The sequence below is a fragment of the Mesorhizobium hunchu genome, from assembly GCF_040081975.1.
Classification (GTDB): Bacteria; Pseudomonadota; Alphaproteobacteria; order Rhizobiales; family Rhizobiaceae; genus Mesorhizobium; species Mesorhizobium hunchu.
Map to the genome: position 1 here is coordinate 16432 of NZ_JBEBMG010000011.1, position 18978 is coordinate 35409.

Annotated in this window: 18 protein-coding genes; 5 read left to right on the forward strand and 13 right to left on the reverse strand. The window is 67.1% G+C overall.

All coding sequences use genetic code 11. The features are described 5' to 3' along the window. The first annotated feature begins 204 nt into the window (after positions 1 to 204). Positions 205 to 1689: a carboxypeptidase M32 gene (locus ABMA46_RS17445; protein WP_349001253.1), complete on the forward strand. Its 1485-nt coding sequence runs from the start codon at positions 205 to 207 to the stop codon at positions 1687 to 1689. Between the two features lie 32 nt (positions 1690 to 1721). Beyond that, positions 1722 to 2870 (forward strand): amidohydrolase, encoded by a 1149-nt coding sequence (locus ABMA46_RS17450; RefSeq protein ID WP_349001255.1) that lies wholly within the window; start codon positions 1722 to 1724, stop codon positions 2868 to 2870. Positions 2871 to 2886: 16 nt separating this feature from the next. Here ABMA46_RS17450 and ABMA46_RS17455 read toward each other — a convergent pair whose 3' ends face one another. Continuing rightward, entirely contained in the window at positions 2887 to 4683 is a 1797-nt protein-coding gene (locus tag ABMA46_RS17455; RefSeq protein ID WP_349001256.1) for an ABC transporter transmembrane domain-containing protein, read from the reverse strand. 196 nt (positions 4684 to 4879) lie between these two features. On the opposite strand from ABMA46_RS17455, the gene rpmE reads away from it, so the two are divergent. Continuing rightward, the gene (gene rpmE, locus ABMA46_RS17460; RefSeq protein ID WP_349001257.1) at positions 4880 to 5101 is read left to right on the forward strand and encodes a 50S ribosomal protein L31; all 222 of its coding nucleotides are present in this window, start codon (positions 4880 to 4882) and stop codon (positions 5099 to 5101) included. A gap of 59 nt (positions 5102 to 5160) precedes the next feature. On the opposite strand, the gene ABMA46_RS17465 is transcribed toward rpmE, so the two are convergent. After that, positions 5161 to 5805 carry a TetR/AcrR family transcriptional regulator gene (locus tag ABMA46_RS17465; protein WP_349001258.1) on the reverse strand — a complete coding sequence of 215 codons (645 nt, stop codon included), beginning with the start codon at positions 5803 to 5805 and terminating at the stop codon, positions 5161 to 5163. Positions 5806 to 5889: 84 nt separating this feature from the next. Between ABMA46_RS17465 and ABMA46_RS17470 the strand changes: the two genes are divergently transcribed. After that, the gene (locus ABMA46_RS17470) at positions 5890 to 6351 is read left to right on the forward strand and encodes an anthrone oxygenase family protein (RefSeq protein ID WP_349001260.1); all 462 of its coding nucleotides are present in this window, start codon (positions 5890 to 5892) and stop codon (positions 6349 to 6351) included. A gap of 18 nt (positions 6352 to 6369) precedes the next feature. Here the strand turns inward: ABMA46_RS17470 and efp are convergent, their stop codons facing one another. Continuing rightward, entirely contained in the window at positions 6370 to 6939 is a 570-nt protein-coding gene (gene efp, locus ABMA46_RS17475; protein WP_349001262.1) for an elongation factor P, read from the reverse strand. A 109-nt stretch (positions 6940 to 7048) separates the two neighbouring features. On the opposite strand from efp, the gene epmA reads away from it, so the two are divergent. After that, the gene (epmA, locus tag ABMA46_RS17480; RefSeq protein ID WP_349001264.1) at positions 7049 to 8092 is read left to right on the forward strand and encodes an EF-P lysine aminoacylase EpmA; all 1044 of its coding nucleotides are present in this window, start codon (positions 7049 to 7051) and stop codon (positions 8090 to 8092) included. A gap of 232 nt (positions 8093 to 8324) precedes the next feature. On the opposite strand, the gene ABMA46_RS17485 is transcribed toward epmA, so the two are convergent. The 10 genes from ABMA46_RS17485 to ABMA46_RS17530 form a co-directional block, all read right to left on the reverse strand. After that, entirely contained in the window at positions 8325 to 8615 is a 291-nt protein-coding gene (locus ABMA46_RS17485; RefSeq protein WP_349001266.1) for an Rdx family protein, read from the reverse strand. Between the two features lie 39 nt (positions 8616 to 8654). Continuing rightward, on the reverse strand, positions 8655 to 9404 hold the full coding sequence (locus tag ABMA46_RS17490) for a YebC/PmpR family DNA-binding transcriptional regulator (protein WP_349001267.1): 750 nt from the start codon (positions 9402 to 9404) through the stop codon (positions 8655 to 8657). 148 nt (positions 9405 to 9552) lie between these two features. Continuing rightward, on the reverse strand, positions 9553 to 10314 hold the full coding sequence (locus ABMA46_RS17495; RefSeq protein ID WP_349001268.1) for a TerC family protein: 762 nt from the start codon (positions 10312 to 10314) through the stop codon (positions 9553 to 9555). A 113-nt stretch (positions 10315 to 10427) separates the two neighbouring features. Next, entirely contained in the window at positions 10428 to 11252 is an 825-nt protein-coding gene (locus tag ABMA46_RS17500; protein ID WP_349001269.1) for a TIGR00282 family metallophosphoesterase, read from the reverse strand. A 69-nt stretch (positions 11253 to 11321) separates the two neighbouring features. Beyond that, positions 11322 to 11906, reverse strand: a complete 585-nt coding sequence (locus ABMA46_RS17505; protein ID WP_349001373.1) for a 5-formyltetrahydrofolate cyclo-ligase — start codon at positions 11904 to 11906, stop codon at positions 11322 to 11324. 223 nt (positions 11907 to 12129) lie between these two features. Next, the gene (locus ABMA46_RS17510) at positions 12130 to 13191 is read right to left on the reverse strand and encodes a serine/threonine-protein kinase (RefSeq protein WP_349001270.1); all 1062 of its coding nucleotides are present in this window, start codon (positions 13189 to 13191) and stop codon (positions 12130 to 12132) included. A 322-nt stretch (positions 13192 to 13513) separates the two neighbouring features. Further along, positions 13514 to 14107 (reverse strand): CarD family transcriptional regulator, encoded by a 594-nt coding sequence (locus ABMA46_RS17515; protein WP_349001272.1) that lies wholly within the window; start codon positions 14105 to 14107, stop codon positions 13514 to 13516. Between the two features lie 342 nt (positions 14108 to 14449). Continuing rightward, positions 14450 to 14788 carry a ferredoxin FdxA gene (fdxA, locus tag ABMA46_RS17520; protein WP_349001273.1) on the reverse strand — a complete coding sequence of 113 codons (339 nt, stop codon included), beginning with the start codon at positions 14786 to 14788 and terminating at the stop codon, positions 14450 to 14452. 148 nt (positions 14789 to 14936) lie between these two features. Further along, positions 14937 to 15323, reverse strand: coding sequence for an RNA-binding S4 domain-containing protein (locus ABMA46_RS17525; protein WP_349001275.1), 387 nt, complete (start codon positions 15321 to 15323; stop codon positions 14937 to 14939). A gap of 26 nt (positions 15324 to 15349) precedes the next feature. Beyond that, positions 15350 to 18865: a helicase-related protein gene (locus ABMA46_RS17530; RefSeq protein ID WP_349001277.1), complete on the reverse strand. Its 3516-nt coding sequence runs from the start codon at positions 18863 to 18865 to the stop codon at positions 15350 to 15352. Between the last annotated feature and the right edge of the window lie 113 nt (positions 18866 to 18978).

Below are 18978 nucleotides of genomic sequence, written 5' to 3' on the forward strand. Positions count from 1 at the left end.
ATCCGAAATCCAGGACAGCGAGACGCCCGGCCCGGCCGGGCGTTTTCTTTTTCGCGCGCCCGTCCTGCCCTGCCGGCCTATGCCAGAAGGCTGGTACGGAGGGCCGGTGCCGTCATGGTCCAGCCGATCCTGTCGGTGCGGGCCTTGCCATTGCCTGCCTGCCGGTGTCTCTTGCGCCGCCGCAAGCAAAGCCAAGGGGAAAAAATGTCGTTCGAGAAACTCGACGCGCTCGGTCACAGGCTGGAAGCCCTGGAACACGCGCTGGCCATCCTCGGCGCCGACGAGGCCACCCACATGGCCGTGGGCGGCGGCGAAAAGCGCGCCGAGGCAATGGCCATGCTGGCCGGCATGTTTCATCGCCAGGCCACCGCGCCCGAGATCGCCGACTGGATCGACGCCGCCGAACAGGAACCGCTGAACGAGGACCAGGCGGCGGCGCTCCGCGAATTCCGCCGCCAATATACCAACATGACTTGCCTGCCGTCCGAGTTCGTCGAACGCCAGACGGCCGCGCGCATGCGCTGCGAGCAGCTCTGGCGCGACATGCGCGCCAGGAACGACTGGGCGGCATTTCAGCCGGCGCTGGAAAACGTCGTCTCGCTGGTGCGCGAGGAAGCGGCCATGCGCGCCGAGGCGCTCGGCCTCGCGTCCTACGACGCGCTGATGGAACAGTACGATCCCGGCAATCGCGTGGCCGAGATCACGCCGGTCTTCGCCGAGCTGAAAGCCTTCTTGAAGGACTTCGTCCCGCAGGCGCTCGCCATCCAGGATGAGCGGTTGGCGAAGCGGCCGCTGAAGCCGCTTTCGGGCAGCTACCCGGCCGAAAAGCAGCGGGAACTCGGTCTGGCCATGATGGCGGCGGTCGGCTTCGACCTGACGCATGGCAGCCTGTCGGTCTCGCACCACCCCTTCTGCGGCGGCGTGCCGAGCGACGTGCGCATCACCACGCGCTACCGCACGGCCGAGTTCCTGTCGGCGCTGATGGGCACGCTGCACGAGACGGGCCACGCGCTCTATGAACAGAACCTGCCGAAACAATGGTCGCACTGGCCGCTCGGCAAGGCGCGCGGCATGAGCGTCCACGAGAGCCAGAGCCTGTTCGTGGAAAAGCAGATCGGCCGCAACCCGGCCTTCTGGCGCTGGGCGCTGCCGGTGGTCGAGGCCCATCTCGGCGAGAGCTGGACGCTCGACGACATCCTGCCGCATGTCCACCATGTCGAGCGCGGCCTGATCCGCGTCGACGCCGACGAAGTGACCTACCCGCTACACGTCATCCTGCGCTACGAACTGGAACAGGAGCTGGTGGCCGGCCGGCTGGAGGTGGCGCAGATCCCGGAAGCCTGGGACGCCGGCATGCGCGACGCGCTCGGTCTGTCCACCATCGACAACCCCGCCGACGGGCCGATGCAGGACGTGCACTGGCCCGCCGGCGCCTTCGGCTATTTCCCCTCCTATACGCTCGGCGCCATGATGGCGGCGCAGCAATGGGCCGCGCTGACGAAGGCCCATCCGCGGGCCGACGACGATCTTGCCCGCGGCGACTTCACGGTCATCAACGGCTGGCGGCGCGACACCATCTGGTCGCAAGGCTCGCGCTGGTCGACGCCGGAGCTGATGGAACGGGCGACCGGCCAAAAGCTCGACGCCGGCTATTTCATCGCGCATCTGCGCGCGCGCTATGCCGCCTGAGCGGCGGGCAGAAACCGAGAGCGGAGGCGCAATTGACCCTGACGAACCAGGACCTTGTCGAACTCGCCGCATGGCGGCGCAAGCTGCACCGGCAGCCGGAGATTTCCAACGAGGAGGAGGCCACCGCCCGCGAGGTCGTCGCCTTTCTCGCCGACACGAGGCCGGACGACGTGCTGACCGGGCTGGGCGGGCACGGCGTGGCAATGGTCTATGACAGCGGCAGGCCCGGTCCCACACTGCTGTTCCGTTCCGAGCTCGACGCCCTGCCGATCGAGGAGCTGTCGGGTGTGCCGCATGCCTCGCGCGTGCCGGGCAAGTCGCATATGTGCGGCCATGACGGGCACACCGCCATCCTCGCCGCGCTGGGTCGCCAGTTCGGGCGACAGCGCCCGGCGCGCGGCCGCGTCGTGCTGATGTTCCAGCCGGCGGAGGAGACTGGCGACGGCGCGGCCGGCGTGGTCGCCGATCCGCGCTTCGGCGCGATCGCGCCGGACTTCTCGTTCTCCCTGCACAATCTGCCGGGCGTTCCGTTCGGAGAGGTCAGGCTGAAGCCGGGCGTCGTGAACTGCGCCTCGCGGGGCATGCGCATCGTGCTGGAAGGCAAGACCGCGCACTCTTCGATGCCTGAAACCGGCGTCTCGCCGATGCCGGCCGTCAGCGAGCTGATGCCCGTGCTGGCGAAACTCGGCAGCGGTGCCTTCAGCGACGACGACTTCGGCATGGTGACCGTCACCCATGCCTCGATGGGCGAGGCCGTCTTCGGCGTGGCGCCGGGCCGCGCCGAGGTCTGGGCGACCTTGCGGACGCGGCTCGACGAGCGCATGGCCGGCCTGTGCGCCGCCGCCGAAGACCTTGTCCGGACCGTCGCCCGCGAATACGGCCTGACATCGGCCATCGACTATCACGAGATCTTCGTCGCCAGCATGAACGCGCCGCAAGCCGTCGATCACCTGCGTACCGCGCTCGACCAGGAGGGTGTCCGCCACACGGAAGACGGCCTGCCGATGCGCGCCTCGGAAGATTTCGGCATCTTCGGCGGAAGCAGCCCGTCGGCGATGTTCTTCCTCGGCGCCGGCGAGAACCACCCCTCTCTGCACAACCCCGATTACGATTTCCCCGACGACCTCATCCCGATCGGCGCAAGGATTTTCATGCGCACAGCGCGCAACCTGCTGGGGTAAGCCGCAGCGACCGCGCTTACTCCGCCGCGCCCTTGAAGGCGTCCGCGCCGGTCTCGAACTGCAGGCGCGCGAGCTTGGCGTAAACGCCGCCGCGCGCCACCAGGCTCTTGTGGGTGCCCTCTTCGACGATCCGCCCGTCCTCCATCACCAGGATGCGGTCGGCCTTCAGCACGGTGGCGAGGCGATGCGCGATGACCAGCGTGGTGCGGCCCTGCATGAGATGGTCAAGTGCTTCCTGCACCAGCTTTTCGCTGGCCGCGTCGAGCGCCGAGGTTGCCTCGTCGAGAAGCAGGATCGGCGCGTCGCGCAAGATGGCGCGGGCGATCGCGATGCGCTGGCGCTGGCCGCCGGACAGCATCACGCCGCGCTCGCCGAGCTGCGTATTATAGCCTTCGGCCAGCCGGCCGATGAACTCGTCGGCGAGCGCCGCCTTCGCCGCCGCCTCGATCTCGCCGTCGGACGCGCCCGGCCGGCCGAAGCCGATATTGTCGCGCGCGCTGGCGGCGAAGATGGCGACGTCCTGAGGCACGATGGCGATGCGGGCGCGCACGGCCGCCGGGTCCGTCCGCCTCAGATCGACGCCGTCGACGCGGACGATCCCGGCATCGGGATCGTAGAAGCGCTGGATCAGCGAGAACACGGTGCTTTTGCCCGCTCCGGAGGGGCCGACGATCGCCACCGTCTCGCCGGGCTTCACCGTAAAGGCCAGATCGTGGACGGCCGCGCGGTCGGGGCGCGCCGGATAGGCGAAGGAGACCTTCTCGAAGGCGATAGCGCCCGTGGCCGCCGGCAGGGCGACCGGCTCGCGCGGCGCCACGATCGCCGGAGGCTCGGCAAGGATTTCGGTCATCCGCTCTGCGGCGCCCGCCGCCAGCGCCAGCTCGCCCCAGACCTCCGAGAGCGCGCCGAGCGCGCCGGCTGCGAACACCGCGTAGAGCAGGAACTGGCCGAGCGTGCCGGGCGACATGGCCCCAACCAGCACGTCGTGGGAGCCGAACCAGAGCACCGCCACGACCGAGGAGAAGATCAGGAAGATCGCAATGAATGTAAGCAGGGAGCGCGCCAGGATGGACGCCCGCGCCGCCGTGAAGGCGTTCTCCACGGCCGCCGCGAAGCGGCCGGTGACGAGCTTCTCGTTGGTGAAGGACTGCAGCGTGCGGATCGCTCCGATCTGCTCGGACGCATAGGCGGTGGCGCCGGCCAGCATGTCCTGCGCCTGGCGCGAGCGCCGGCGCACGGAGCGGCCGAAGGCGATCAGCGGCAGAACGATGACGGGAATGGCGACCAGCACCAGCGACGACAGCTTCGGGCTGGTGACGACCATCATGGCGACCGCCCCGACGCCGAGGATGAGGTTGCGCAACGCCACCGAGGCGGTCGCGCCGACAGCCGACTTCACCTGCGTGGCGTCGGCGGCGAGCCGCGACACGATCTCGCCTGACTGGGTGGTGTCGAAGAAGGCCGGCGACAGCGTCGTGACATGGGCGAACACGTCGCGCCTGAGATCGGCGACGACCCGCTCGCCGAGCGTGATGACGAAGAAGTAGCGCCCCGCCGAGGCCGCCGCGAGAACCGCCGCCATCACCACCAGCATGGCGAAATAGGAGGCGATAAAGGTGGAATCGGACGACGAGAAGCCATGGTCGATCATCCGCCGCACCGCGAGCGGCAGCGCCAGCGTGGTGACCGCCGCCAGCGTCAGAGAAACCACCGCTCCGACGACGAGCCCCCGATACCGTCCGATGTAGGGAAAGAGGCGGCGGAGCGGCTGGAGAGAGCGGCGTCGTTCCGCCGCGCTCGTCGTTTGCGCCATGATTGCGTGTCCTTCGGGTCTCTTCCCAGGCGAGCCTGGCGTGGCCCGTCTATCTCTTCTTGTCTAACTGTCGCGACTGATGTATAGGCACGCCGACCGTTTTTGAAGCCGTGGCTTTCCTTAGCTGCGGCTTCGGATTTTTGACAAGGGGCGCATCGCCGCAGGGCGTTGGCGCCATGCCAGCAGGACAGATCAGATGAAGGCCGAAATCCATCCCGACTACCACACCATCAAGGTCGTCATGACCAACGGCACCGAGTACGAGACCCGCTCGACCTGGGGCAAGGAAGGCGACACGATGAACCTCGACATCGACCCGTCGACCCATCCGGCCTGGACCGGCGGCCAGCAGACGCTGCTCGACCGCGGCGGCCGCCTGTCGAAGTTCAAGAACAAGTTCGCCAATCTCGGCATCTGAGCCGAAACGGCCCAACCGGCGCATTTCGAAAACCCGCCTCTCGCGGCGGGTTTTGTCATTCAGGGAATTTCTTCGCCCGCAAGTTCGCGCAGCGCCATGCGCTTGTAAGTCTCGAGCATCGCTTCCCCTTCGCCCTGTTCGACCGAAACGGCGAGCCGGACCGCTGCCTCTCCCAACTGCCAGACCAGAAACGCCAGCTTTTCCGTTGCGCCGGCATCCCGTTGCGGCTCGACGCGCAGCAATGCCTGCGTGAGCAGTCGCGCGCTGGCGCGGCTGTCTTCCAGCTCGAGCGCCCTTAGCGCCTTGTCGGCCTGTGTGCCTGACCAGATGTCGCGCATCACCGGCTCGGACAGGAACAGCCGATAATAGGTATCGACCAGCTCGCCGAAAGCGCGCGACAGGTCCTGCCCGGTGCGCACCTCAGACAGAGCCTCGGCGATGCAGGTCCTGCTCTCCCGCGTATACCGTTCGGCCAACGTGCGGATGATGGCGCTCTTGTCGGGGAAAAACTGGTAGAGCGAACCGATGGGAACGCCCGCGCGTTCGGCCACTTCGCGCATCTTGAGCGCGTCGCTGCCATGCGCGGCGATCAGGTCGGACGCCGCCTGGAGCATCCGCTCCACCCGCTCGCGGCTGCGCTGCTGGCTCGGCAGCCGCCGCGGTTCGACCGTTTCCAGGGGCTGAAGATCGCCGTCGCTGTTCACATCGCAACTCCCGTTGACATCGATAATATGAGCGTTTATCACGTTATTCAACATGAACATTGCTCATATTATGGAGGCCGACCGATGCTTGCTCCGTTTTTCTCCGTCGCTCTTGTTCTCGCCATCATGGGAAGCGGCCTGATGGCCGGGTTGTTCTTCGCATTTTCGACTGCGGTCATGGCCGCCCTTGCCCGGCTGCCCGCCGCACAGGGCGCGGATGCGATGAATGCGATCAACGTCGTCATCGTGAACCCGCTGTTCCTGGCCGTTTTCATGGGCACGGCCGCGCTCGCCCTGTGTCTGGGCGTCAGGGCGGCGCTTGGCTGGAGCCAGCCGGGATCGGCCTGGCTGCTGTCAGGCAGCCTGCTTTATCTCGTCGGGGTCTTCGGCGTGACGGCGGTCGTCAACGTGCCGCTGAACGACACGCTGGCCGCGTCGGGCGATGCCGCGACGTGGTCGCGTTTCCTGGCCGACTGGGTGCCATGGAATCACCTGCGCACGATCGCCGGCGCCGGCGCGCTGCTGTGCTATGCGCTGGCGCGCTGACGCTAGAAAGACTCCGCTTCAGTCTTTCGCGCGCTCGACATAGGAGCCGTCGGCCGTCATGACGACGATGCGCGTGCCGGTGCTGATATGCGGCGGCACCGTGGTCTTGACGCCGTTGGACAGGATCGCCGGCTTGTAGGACGACGAGGCCGTCTGGCCCTTGGTCACCGGCTCGGTCTCGACCACCTCGAAGACCACGCGCTGCGGCAGCACGATGGCGATGCCGACGCCTTCATGCACCGAAAGCGACACCGTCATGCCTTCCTGCAGATAGGGCGCTGCGTCGCCCACCACGTCGGCGGACACCGCGAGCTGGTCGTAGGTCTCGGGGTTCATGAAATGATACCCCTCGTCGTCATTATACAGAAACGTATGCTCGCGGTCCTCGACATGGGCGCGCTCGACCTGCTCGGTGGTGCGGTAGCGCTCCGACACCTTCACCCCGTCGGAGATGCGGCGCATGTCGAGCTGCGTGACCGGCGTGCCCTTGCCGGGATGGATGTTCTCGGCGAACAGGACGACGTAGAGCCTGCCGTCCTTGTCGACGACATTGCCCTTGCGGAGCGAGCTGGCGATGACCTTGACCATGATGTTCCTGAATCTGCTTGCGTGTTGCGCAGGCCCTTAGCGCATCTTAAGGATGATCGCCAGTCTCCCCCGTTCGGATCGCCGATTGCAACGCCCCATTGGAACGCCCATGACCAGCGCTTCTCCCTGGTGGACGCCGCATGTCCATGCCGACCGGCGGCCGCGCCTGCTGGCGCGCAACGCCATCGCCGCCGCCCTGCGCGTCTGGCTTGCCGAACGCGATTTCATCGAGGTCGGGACGGCGGCGCTGCAGGTCTCGCCCGGCAACGAGACGCATCTTTCCGCCTTCGCCACCGAGGCGATCCGGCCGGACGGCTCGCGTAGACCTTATTATCTGCACACCTCGCCGGAGTTCGCCTGCAAGAAGCTGCTCGCCGCCGGCGAGACGCGGCTGTTCTCCTTCGGGCAGGTCTGGCGCAACCGTGAGCGCGGGCCGCTGCATCATCCCGAATTCACCATGCTGGAATGGTATCGCGCCGGCGAGCCCTACGAGGCGCTGATGGACGATTGCGCCGCCTTCCTGGCGCTCGCCGCCGAGCGCGCCGGAACGAAGCGCCTGACCTACCGCGGCCGCGAGGCCGATCCCTTCGCCGTGCCTGAACGCCTGAGCGTCGCCGAGGCCTTCGATCGTCACGCCGGCATCGATTTGTTGGCGACCGTCGCCCCCGACGGCGCGACGGACGGCGATGCGCTGCGGGCCGCACTGACGCAGGCCGGCATCCGCACCGCGCCCGACGACAATTGGGGCGACCTGTTCAGCCGCGTCATGGTCGAGAGGATCGAGCCCAATCTCGGGCATGGCCGAGCGACCGTCCTCTACGAATATCCGGTTCCCGAGGCAGCCCTTGCGCGCCCCAGCACCCGCGACCCGCGCGTCGCCGAGCGCTTCGAGCTCTATGCCTGCGGCGTGGAACTCGCCAACGGTTTCGGCGAGTTGACCGACCCGGCCGAGCAGCGCCGCCGCTTCGAGGCCGACATGGACGAGAAGGAGCGCATCTACGGCGAGCGCTATCCGATCGACGAGGATTTCCTGGCTGCTCTCGCCCTGATGCCCGAGGCCAGCGGCATCGCCCTCGGCTTCGACCGGCTGGTCATGCTCGCGACCGGCGCCGCGCGCATCGACGACGTCATCTGGACGCCGGTGGCGGAGTAGGCGCTTAAATCCGACCGTCGCATACCCCCACCCCTGTCCCCTCCCCACAAGGGGGAGGGAGACGCCGACATACCGTCTTGTCCAAAATTGCCGAGGTTGGCTCGTCGTGACGCTGCCGCAAAATCCCCCTCCCCCTTGTGGGGAGGGGTTAGGGGTGGGGGTACAGCGCCCCGTTGACAATTGCGCTGCCACCGGCGGAGAAGGGTGAGGAATGGCGCAGACGCTCCGAGCCTCAGCCCTTCTTCTTCTCCGAGTGCCTCAGTTCCCGCTCGGGCCAGACAAGGTCGCGCACGCGGCGCTTCAGTTCGGCCGCGTCGGGAAATCCGCCGTCGCGCTTGCGATCCCAGATCAGTTCACCGTCACAGGTGATGGTGAAGACGCCGCCCGTGCCCGGCACCAGCGTCACTTCGCCGAGATCGGCGCCGAAGCTGGAGAGCAGCTCCTGCGCCATCCAGCCGGCGCGCAGCAACCACTGGCACTGGGTGCAGTAGGTGATGACGATGCGGGGCTTCGCTTCATTCATGGGAGCTTCATCCAGAGATGACCTCGCCCGTCGAAAAAGTCAGGCCGCGCTGAGCTTGGCCAGCGTGGCGTCGTCCACCTCGAAATTGGCGTAGACGTTCTGCACGTCGTCATCGTCCTCGAGCGTGGCGACCAGCTTCATCAGCGACTGCGCGCGCTCCTCGTCGACAGGCACGTTGTTCTGCGGCTTCCAGATCGCCTTGACCGATTGCGCCTCGCCGAGCGCGGCCTCCAGCGCCTTCGAGACATCACCGAGATCCTCGAAGCCGCAATAGATGGTGTGGCCGTCCTCGTCGCTCTCGACATCCTCTGCGCCGGCCTCGATCGCGGCGTCCATCACCTTGTCGGCGTCGCCCGCGGAAGCCGGGTAGGTGATCTCGCCGGCGCGATCCCACATGAAGGACACCGAGCCGGTCTCGCCGAGCGCGCCGCCGGCCTTGGTGAAGGCCGCGCGCACGTTGGAAGCGGAGCGGTTGCGGTTGTCGGTCAGCACTTCCACGATCAGCGCCACGCCACCGGGGCCGTAGCCCTCGTAGCGCACTTCCTCGTAGTTCTCGCTGTCGCCGCCGCTCGCCTTGTTGATGGCGCGCTGGATATTGTCCTTCGGCATCGACTCGGCCTTGGCCGCCTGGATGGCCAGGCGAAGGCGCGGGTTCATGGCCGGGTCGGGCGTGCCGAGCTTGGCGGCGACGGTGATCTCGCGCGCCAGCTTGGAGAACAGCTTCGAGCGGATCGCGTCCTGGCGACCCTTGCGGTGCATGATGTTCTTGAACTGTGAATGGCCGGCCATTGGGCTCCCGCGGATTTTCTCTCGGACTGTCGGATTTGCCGGCGCTTATAGATAAACCGGCCCATTTCGTCCAGTCGGGCGGCAGGGAAAGGCCGGCTGCCTTTTCCCCGGAACCGAACGCATCACGGCATCGGTGCCGGAACCGGCGTCAATGGCCGCCGCGCCTGGCCTTCCTGCGCCGCGCCAGCATATTGAGCCCTTCGACCAGTGCCGAAAAGCCCATCGCCGCGTAGATATAGCCCTTCGGCACATGGTAGCCGAACCCGTCGGCGATCAGCGTCATGCCGATCATCAAAAGGAAGCCCAGCGCCAGCATGACGATGGTCGGGTTCTTCTCGATGAAGTTGGCGAGCGGCGTGGCCGCCAGCATCATCACCGACACCGCGACGATCACGGCGATATACATGATCGCGATCTCGTCGGTCATGCCGACGGCGGTGATGATGGAATCGATCGAGAAGACGAGGTCGAGCAACAGGATCTGGAAGATCGCGCCGGCGAGGCTCAGCTGCAGGGTTTTGGCAACGGACGGATCCTCATGCTCGGCCGGATCGACCGTGTGGTGAATCTCCTTCGTCGCCTTCCAGACCAGGAACAGGCCGCCGGCGACCAGGATCAGGTCGCGCCAGGAAAAGCCGTGGCCGAAGGCTGTGAAGACCGGTGTGGTCAGTTGCACGATGATCGAGATCGTCGCCAGTAGGATCAGCCGCATGACGAGCGCGGCCGAGATGCCCAGTCGCCTTGCCGGCACCCGCTGCGCTTCCGGCAGCTTGTTGGTCAGGATCGAGATGAAGATCAGGTTGTCGATGCCGAGCACGACCTCCAGCACGATCAGCGTCAGCAGGGCGGCCCACGCAGTCGGGTCGGAGACGAAGGCGAAATGGGGGCTGAGGAAATCGATCAGCGGCAATGGCGTCGTCCCAGTCAGGTGGCGGTGGCGGCGTCAGATATGCCCAGGGCCAAACCTGCGGATCGGCCCGTGGATTGCCCGGCAGTTAGGTGCGTCGCCGGCAAAGTTCAAGCTCATGACCAGAACGCGGGAACGGTTTCTTCCAGCCGCGGTCCCCGGCGGAAGGGCGCGATTCGATCTGCCAGGCCCGTGCGATCGGAAATCTCGATGCCGACGCCGCACAGCGTCGCCGGGCCGCTGGCCGCTTCGAAGCGCCCCTTCGGCACTTTCGACAGAAAGCGGTTGAGCGGCTCCTCCTTGTCCATGCCGAGCGAGGAATCGTAGTCGCCGCACATGCCGGCGTCTGAAATATAGGCCGTGCCGCCGTCGAGGATCTGGTGGTCGGCGGTCGGCTGGTGGGTATGCGTGCCGATCACCGCGCTGGCCCGCCCGTCGACGAAATGGCCGAAGCACATCTTCTCGCTCGTCGCCTCAGCATGGAAGTCGACGATGACCGCGTCGGCCTGCTCGCCCAGCGGACAGGTGGAAAGCTCCTGCTCGCCGGACTGGAACGGGTCGTCCAGTTCGGGGTGCATGAACACCCGGCCCATGATGTTGGAGACGAACACGCGCGCGCCGTTGCGGGCGATGTAGACGCCCGAGCCGCGTCCCGGCGTTCCTTTCGGGAAATTGGCCGGCCGAAGGAAGCGGTCCTCCTGCGAAGCGAAGGTCAGCGCCTCGCGCTGGTCCCAGACATGATTGCCGGTCGTGACCACGTCGGCGCCGGCGTCGAGGGTGGACTGGAATATCTCGCGGGTGATGCCGAAGCCGCCGGCCGCGTTCTCGCCATTGACGATGACGAAGTCGAGTCGGAAATCGGAGATCAGGCCGGGAAGCTGCTCCCACACCGCCGTGCGGCCGGTCTTGCCCACCATGTCCCCGAGAAAGAGAAGTCGCATGCGATGTCCAAAAGCTGCCCAAGACCGCATGACTTTCAGGAGGTCACGCACGTATATGTCGGCGGGACTTTAGCCGGGCGCGGCGAATGTCCGCAACCCGCTCTCGGTGAGGATTTCGGCGAGCATCACGTCATGGACCTCGTCGGGCACGCGCTCGACCTCCTGGCAGTCGAAGGCGACGCCGATCAGGTGCGGGCGCCGGCCGGCCGCGTGCAGCCGCGCGATGGCGCGGTCGTAATGGCCGGCGCCGTAACCGAGCCGATGGCCGCGCCGGTCGAAGGCCGCCAGCGGCACCAGCATGATGTCGGGATCGAGCACCGCCGCTTCCGGTCCGGGACCTGAGGTGCCGAAGCCGGTGGAAACCATCGGCGCGCCGCGCACCAGTTCGCGAAAGACGATGGTTTCGCGGTCGAGCACGACCGGCAGGCAGAGCCGCGCGCCCCGGTCCGCCAACGCCGCCATCGACGGCCTCAGATCGGCCTCCGAGCGGATCGGCATGAAGCCGGATACCACCGGGCCATGCGTCAGGTCCATTGTCCCGATATAACCTGCCATGCGCAGCGAAGCCTCGATGCGCCAGTCCGGATCGAGCGCGTCGCGGCGGCCGAGCGCTTCCAGGCGCAGATGGGTTTTCAATTCCTTCAACGATGCCATCCTGCCCTCGCGCAAGCCGTCCTGTTCCCGATACCATGCCCACAGACCGGCTGGTTCGCCAAGCGCGCCCATCGCCGCGCCGTTTGCGCCGCCTGCCTCGCCTTGCCGCCGCCCGTGCAGGCGCCTGCCCTCGGCGCGGCAGGCACGACCGGATGAGCACCGGGGCATGAGCCGGGGCGATGAAGACAGCGGATTGACAGGCGGACGGGCACCTGCGGAGCGCTCAGGACGTGTCGGGGCGTTCGGCCAGCGCGAACAGAGCGAGGCCGTGGGCGTTGTCGAGAATATGGTGGACATCCTGTTTGAACCTGCGCCTCCAGCCCGGCGGCCGGCCGGGGCGCAGCGGCCATATCCGCGTCCACCGGCGCTTTGCCGCAGCCCCTGCCCTTACGACGCCCGTCGCTCCCGCCCCTGTCCTTCCGACTCTTGTCGCTCCCGCAAGAAGGGAGCGCGGCTCACCCGGCCCGTCGCGCCGCTCCCTGGAACGCGCCTGCCAGCGCGCGAAGCGTTGCGCCTGGCGCGGCAGGTCGTCCAGCACGCGCTGGAGCGCGGAAAGGCGCAGGTTGAGCCGCGTGGCGTCGAGAAGATCGTCGGGTGCCGGCGGCGGGCGGACAGTGACGGGGGCAAGCCGGCTGAAGCCAGGCACCGATATGCGCGGCACGCTGCTCTGGCGTGGACGGTACGGACGGTCTCGGGGCAAGGAATCAAAAAGGGGAAAGCCGAGCTTTCCGGCCGACGTTTTCGTACCCCCACCCCTAACCCCTCCCCACAAGGGGGAGGGGAATTCTGCAGCCTTTGCGCTTGGCGCACACGCTGGAGAGCGGGGCGCGACGTGGACGGCCCCCTCCCCCTTGTGGGGAGGGGGTGCTAGGACGATGGCCGGTTTCGAGATACCGGCGCCGCGGCGCACAGTCACTTGATCCGGCCTCGCCTGGCGCATCGTTACCGGCGCCACCATCAGCCCGCGCGCCGCGGCGATGACCAGCCGTCGCGCAGCGGCCTCTGCCGGGCGCAGCAGGCGAAGCACGGCCCGGTGCAGATGACGCGGCAGTAATGGAGGATGGCCACCAGCCGGCGACGGGCGGTCGGCCAAGCCATCAACAACCTGCGCCGATCCCTGTTCCGACTGCCGGCCGGCGATTGCCGACTGCCCGCTCCCTACCCCGGTCATGGCGACGAGCATGGCCAGCACGCGCGTCAGCGCCACCCGGTTCCATTCGATCGCCGCCGCCCAGTCCATCGCCGCCTTTCCCTGTGCATCCGCCCATAGCGAGACGGCAGGCATTGTCGCATCGATGCGGAAGTGGTGGACAAATGAAGGTCGAAACAACTCGCCCTCGTCATCCTCGGGCAAGGGGAGCGAAGCGGAACGCGACCCGAGGATCCATGCCCGAACGATGGCGAGATGCCTGCGATGCCGAAACAGCGGTCTTCGTCCGCCGTCTCGTGTGGCAACGTTGCTCAGGCTCGAATCTGAACGTCCCGGCGGCGGCCTTCGGCCTGCTTCGCGACAGGATGACGAACTACCGCGCCGCTTCGCCCTCTCAAAACAAAAAAGACCCGGCGTAATGGCCGGGTCTTCGTGATCGTGTTCAGGCGAAAGCGGCTCAGGCAGCTTCTTCCTGCTCGGACTCTTCGTTGTCGGCCTCGGCCTTGGCGCCGCGCTTCGGCCCCTTGTTCAGGTTGACCTCGATGAGGCGCACCGCCTCGGTCTCCGACATGCGGTTCACGGCAGCGATCTCGCGCGCCATGCGGTCGAGCGCCGCCTCGTAGAGCTGGCGCTCGGAGTAGGACTGCTCGGGCTGGTTCTCGGCACGGTAGAGATCGCGCACGACTTCGGAGATCGAGATCAGGTCGCCGGAATTGATCTTGGCGTCGTATTCCTGCGCGCGGCGCGACCACATGGTGCGCTTGACGCGGGCACGGCCCTGCACGACCTTCAGAGCGCGCTCGACATAGTCGGTCTCGGAAAGCTTGCGCATGCCGATCGAAGTGGCCTTGGCGACCGGCACCTTGAGGCGCATCTTGTCCTTCTGAAAGTCGATGACGAACAGCTCGAGCTTAATGCCGGCGACTTCCTGCTCGTCGATCGACACGATCTGGCCGACGCCATGCGCCGGATAGACGATGAACTCACCGGTCTTGAAGCCGTGGCGGCCAGCCGCGGCTGCGGACTTCTTCTGGGGGGTTGCTGTTGCCATTACGCCCTGCACTCCTTGGTTGTAGCCGGCATCATGCCGGCTGAACTCCGCTGTCGGACCCTTGCCGATCCGTTTGCCGCGCGACGTCCTTGCCCGGAAAGCTCAAAGGCAGGCACCGCAAAACCGCGATTGCCGACCCAGATTGCTCTGGTCCGGGTGATGAAAGGCACCTTTCAGTGAGTAAGGCTTCGCGCCATAAATCGACGTCGTGTCACCGGCATGTCCGGATTATGTAACACAAAAAGTCGGAAGAATCAAGATTTTGCCGCACAAGCGAACGGTAGCGCCCGCCAAGCGGGCGCCGCCTCGAAATATCGCCTTGCCTTCCCCTGCGTCAGGTTTTCAGTCGCCCGCGCCCGGCTCCGGCGAAAAATACTTCTCGAACTTGCCGGTCTCGCCGTCGAACTGCTTGGCGTCCTCGGGCGGTTCCTTCTTGGTGGCGATGTTCGGCCACTTGTCCGCGTATTCGGTGTTGATCTGGAGCCATTTGTCGAGCCCCGGCTCGGTATCCGGCTTGATCGCGTCGGCCGGGCATTCGGGCTCGCACACGCCGCAGTCGATGCACTCGTCCGGGTGGATGACGAGCATGTTCTCGCCTTCGTAGAAACAGTCGACCGGACAGACCTCGACACAGTCCATATACTTGCACTTGATGCAATTGTCGGTGACGATGTAGGTCATAGGCGGCTCCGGGAAAGTCCCGTCATTTCGGCGTGTTCGGCGGTGAGGTATCCCCTTTGCAGGCCTCTTGCAAGGGTAGCTTTCCTGCACGTCCGCCCGGCCGGGAAATGATTTTTCAGGGCCTGTGGCCAGCCGGAGAGCGCCGCGCTCAGTCGCCGTCCCTGAAGCGGTCGATCTGGCGCCGTTCCTTTTTCGTCGGCCGGCCGCTGCCGACGTCCCGGAGCGGCGGCAGCGCGTCGGGCAGCGCGGGATCGGGCGCGCGGGCGGGCGGCGACATGTCCTCGTAGAGCATGCGTGCCTCCGGCGCCGGACCGCGGCGGGCACCCGCATCGAGCACTTTCCAGATGAGAACGCGGCGCTCCAGCGTGATGGTGAGCACGTCGCCCGCCTTGACGAAATCCGAGGCCTGCGCCGCTTTGTCGCGATTGATGCGCACGCGCCCCGCCGTCACCAGCTTGGCGGCCAGCGAGCGCGACTTCACCGCGCGCGAAAAGAACAGCCACTTGTCGATGCGCTGGCGGCCTTCGGTCACCATCGCGGGCTCAGAAAGCCTTTGCCGGACTATTTCTTGAGCTGGTCACGCAGCGCCGCCAGCTTGGCGAAGGGCGAGTCGGGATCGAAACGCGCCGGCCTTTCCTCGCGCGGCCGCGGCTTGCCCTGACCGCCGTTCTTGCCGCCGGGTCCGCCCCCCGCGTGTCCGCCGGAGGAGCGCCTGTTGTCGGGCTTGTCCTTCCACGCCGGACGGCCGTCGCGGCGTTCGCCCTGCCCCGGACCGCTTCCCTGGCCGTCCTGCTGGCGGCCACGGCCCTTCTTCCAGTTGCCCTGCCTTTCGCCCGGCTGCCTGTCGCCCGGTTGCTGGTCGCCGGCCTGCGCGTCGCCCGGCCTGCCGTGCCGCGGACCGCCGCGCCCGCGATGGTCATGGCGCTGACCCCCGCGCGGCCGGTCGAACCGCTGCTGCCGCCACAGCAGGACGGGCTTGGGGGCTTCGGCTTCGGTCTCGGGAGATGCAGTTATGGCTTCGAACTGCGGCTGGGTCCCGGTGGATGTTGTGGCGGCGGCTTCGGCAGGAGCAGCGTCGCTGGCCGTGGCGACGTCGGTTGCTTCGACGGCAGTGGCGACATCCGTCGGTTTGCCGGTGGCGGCCACGCCGGCGTCCCCCTCCCCCTCGAGGGGAGAGTGGCCAGCCAAAGGCTGGTCGGGAGGGGTCATCTCAACCGCGCCGACAGTTTCGTTGTCTGACGCCTGATCGGAAACTTCTGCCTGCTCAACAGAAGGAACGTCGGAGCCAGCTTCGGCAACCCCCTCCGCCCCCTGCGGCTCGGGCCCTTCGCTATCGCTCCGGGCGTTCCTCGCTTCGATCGACAAATCGTTGTCGATCGATCGGCCCTCGGCCGAGCGCTCCTCACCCCCCTCAAGGGGGGAGGATACGCCGTCTCCGGCGGTAGCCTCACCTGCCTGCTGATCGGTCTCTGCAGCACCCTCTATCGCTACGGATGTCTCCGATGTTTCCGCAGCAGCCTCCGCCGCCTTGGCCGCAGCTTCCGCTTCAGCCGCCTTCGCCTCGACCGCGGCGTGATGGGCCGCATCGATCTCGTCCAGCTTCGCCTTGACCTCTTCGGCCGGTTTCGGCTCGGCGCGGTAGCCGAGACCCTTGAGGATTTCCTCCATGTCGTCGGGCGTGGCGCCGAGGATCGACAACATCGGCGGCGTCACCATGAAGACCTGGCCGTCATAGGCGCCGTCCGGGCGGGGTCCTAACCCCGGCTTCCAGTTGACCGCCGGGCGGATCAGGTCGGCGAGGCGTTCGAGGATATCGACGCGCACCGCGCGGCGCCCTAGGTTGCGGTAGCCGGCGAGCCTGTAGAATTCCTTGTCGAACGACTGGTTGACGACCACGGAGGTGCGGCCCGACGCCAGCGCGTGCACGATGTCGCCGAAGCCCAGTCTGTCCTTGCCGTCGTTCTTCAGCGCCCACAACAGCGTGACCAGCCCGGCGGGCGCCGGCTTGACCAGCGATGGGATGAAGACGTGGTAGGCACCGAAGCGCACGCCGAGGCGCCGAAGCGCCGCGCGGCCTTCCTGGTCGAGCGAGCGCATGTCTTCGGCAATGTCGCGGCGATTGACGAGGCCGAGTTGCTCGACCAGCCGGAACGCGATGCCGCGCGCGATGCCTGTCAGCTGCTCGGCGTTCCTGAGATCGACCAGCGGCTTGAGCAGGCTCTCGATCTGGAAGTTGACGAAGCGCTCGGCGCGCGCCGCGACCTTGTCGCGGGCAGGGCCGGTGAGCTGTTCGTCGGCCAGCAGGATGACGCGCGGCTTCAATATGTCTTCGCCCGCCGCCAGCGTGCCGACCGGCGCGCCGATCCAGCGCAGCGTGCCATCCGAGGCAAGCGCGATGTCGCTGTTGCCGGAAGCCGCGAAGCGCTCGGCGCGCGCCTCGAACTCGGGGGCCAGCGCCTTCTGCGCGGCCGCCTTCACCGCCTTGGCGTCCTCGCCGCCGGCGCCCGGGTCGGCGGTGAAGCGGAACCCCTGCAATTCGCCGACATGGTGGCCCTCGACGAGGACCGTTCCGCTGGCGCTTATTTCGGCATCTTGCATCGTGTTTTCTCTGAGCCGCCGCATGAGGACGGAAGTCCTGCGGTCTACGAAGCGTTTCGTCAACCGCTCATGCAGCGCGTCCGACAGCCTGTCCTCGATTTCGCGCGTCTTTTCGCGCCAGTGTGACGGATCGGCCAACCAGCCAGGGCGGTTGGAAACGAAGGTCCAGGTCCGGATCTCGGCGATGCGGTGCGACAGCGTGTCGATGTCGCCCTCGGTGGTGTCGGCGCGCCGCACCTGCTCGGCCATGTAGTTTTCGTCGACATGGCCGCGCCGGGCGAGATCGATATAGATGGACGAGATGAGGTCGGCGTGCTGGGCCGGCGCGATCCTGCGGTAGTCGGGCAGCGCGCAGGCCTCCCACAGCAGCGCCACCCGCTCCCTCCCGCTTGCCAGCGCGCGGATCTCGCCCTCGCCGGCCAGCCGCTCCAGCGCCTGCGCATCGACGGCCGGCAGTGCCCGCGTCAGCCCCTCGACCGGCGCGTTGGTCTCGATGGAGCGCCGAAGCGCGTCGAGCGACGAGAAATCGAAATCGGCGGTGCGCCATTGCAGCACCTTCACGGGGTCGAAATCGTGGCTCTCGATCCGGTGCACCAGTTCCTCGTCGAGCGGATCGACCCGGCTTGTGACGCCGAACGTGCCGTCGCGCAGGTGCCGCCCCGCTCGCCCGGCGATCTGGCCGAGCTCGGCGGCGGTGAGCTGGCGGAACTGGTAGCCGTCGAACTTGCGGTTCTGCGCGAAGGCGACGTGATCGACGTCGAGGTTCAGCCCCATGCCGATGGCGTCGGTCGCCACCAGATAGTCGACGTCGCCGTTCTGGTAGAGCGCGACCTGCGCGTTGCGGGTGCGGGGCGACAGCGCGCCGAGCACCACGGCCGCCCCGCCCTGCTGGCGGCGGATCAGTTCCGCGATGGCGTAGACCTCGTCGGCCGAGAAGGCGACGATCGCGCTGCGGCGCGGCAGCCGTGTCAGCTTCTTGGAGCCGGCATAGGCGAGGTGCGACAGCCGCGGCCGCGTCACCACGGACACGCCCTTGAGCAGCTTCTGCAATATGCCCTGCATGGTGGCCGCACCCAGCAGCAGCGTCTCCTGCCGGCCACGCAGGTTTAGGATGCGGTCGGTGAAGATGTGGCCGCGCTCCAAGTCCCCGGCGAGTTGCACCTCATCGATCGCCACGAAGGCGGCATCGGTCTGGCGCGGCATCGCCTCCACCGTGCAGACCGTGTAGCGCGCGCTCATAGGCTGGATCTTCTCCTCGCCGGTGACCAGCGCGACCTTGGCCGCGCCGACCTTCTCGCACATGCGCGCATAGACCTCGCGCGCCAGCAGCCTGAGCGGCAGGCCGATGACGCCGCTCTCGTGGGCGGCCATGCGCTCGATGGCGAGATGCGTCTTGCCGGTATTGGTGGGGCCGAGCACCGCCGTCACGTCCCGCCCTGAAAGGACCAGCGGCTCGGTCTGTCTTGTCTGGATGTTCATCGGTCGGATGAGAGCCTTTTGCTCGCTGCTTCAGGCCGTGCGGACAGCCGACACATAGGGATTTGCACCGCCGGGCGAAAGAACAATGTTTGCCCGGCGCCGCGCATGGCGCG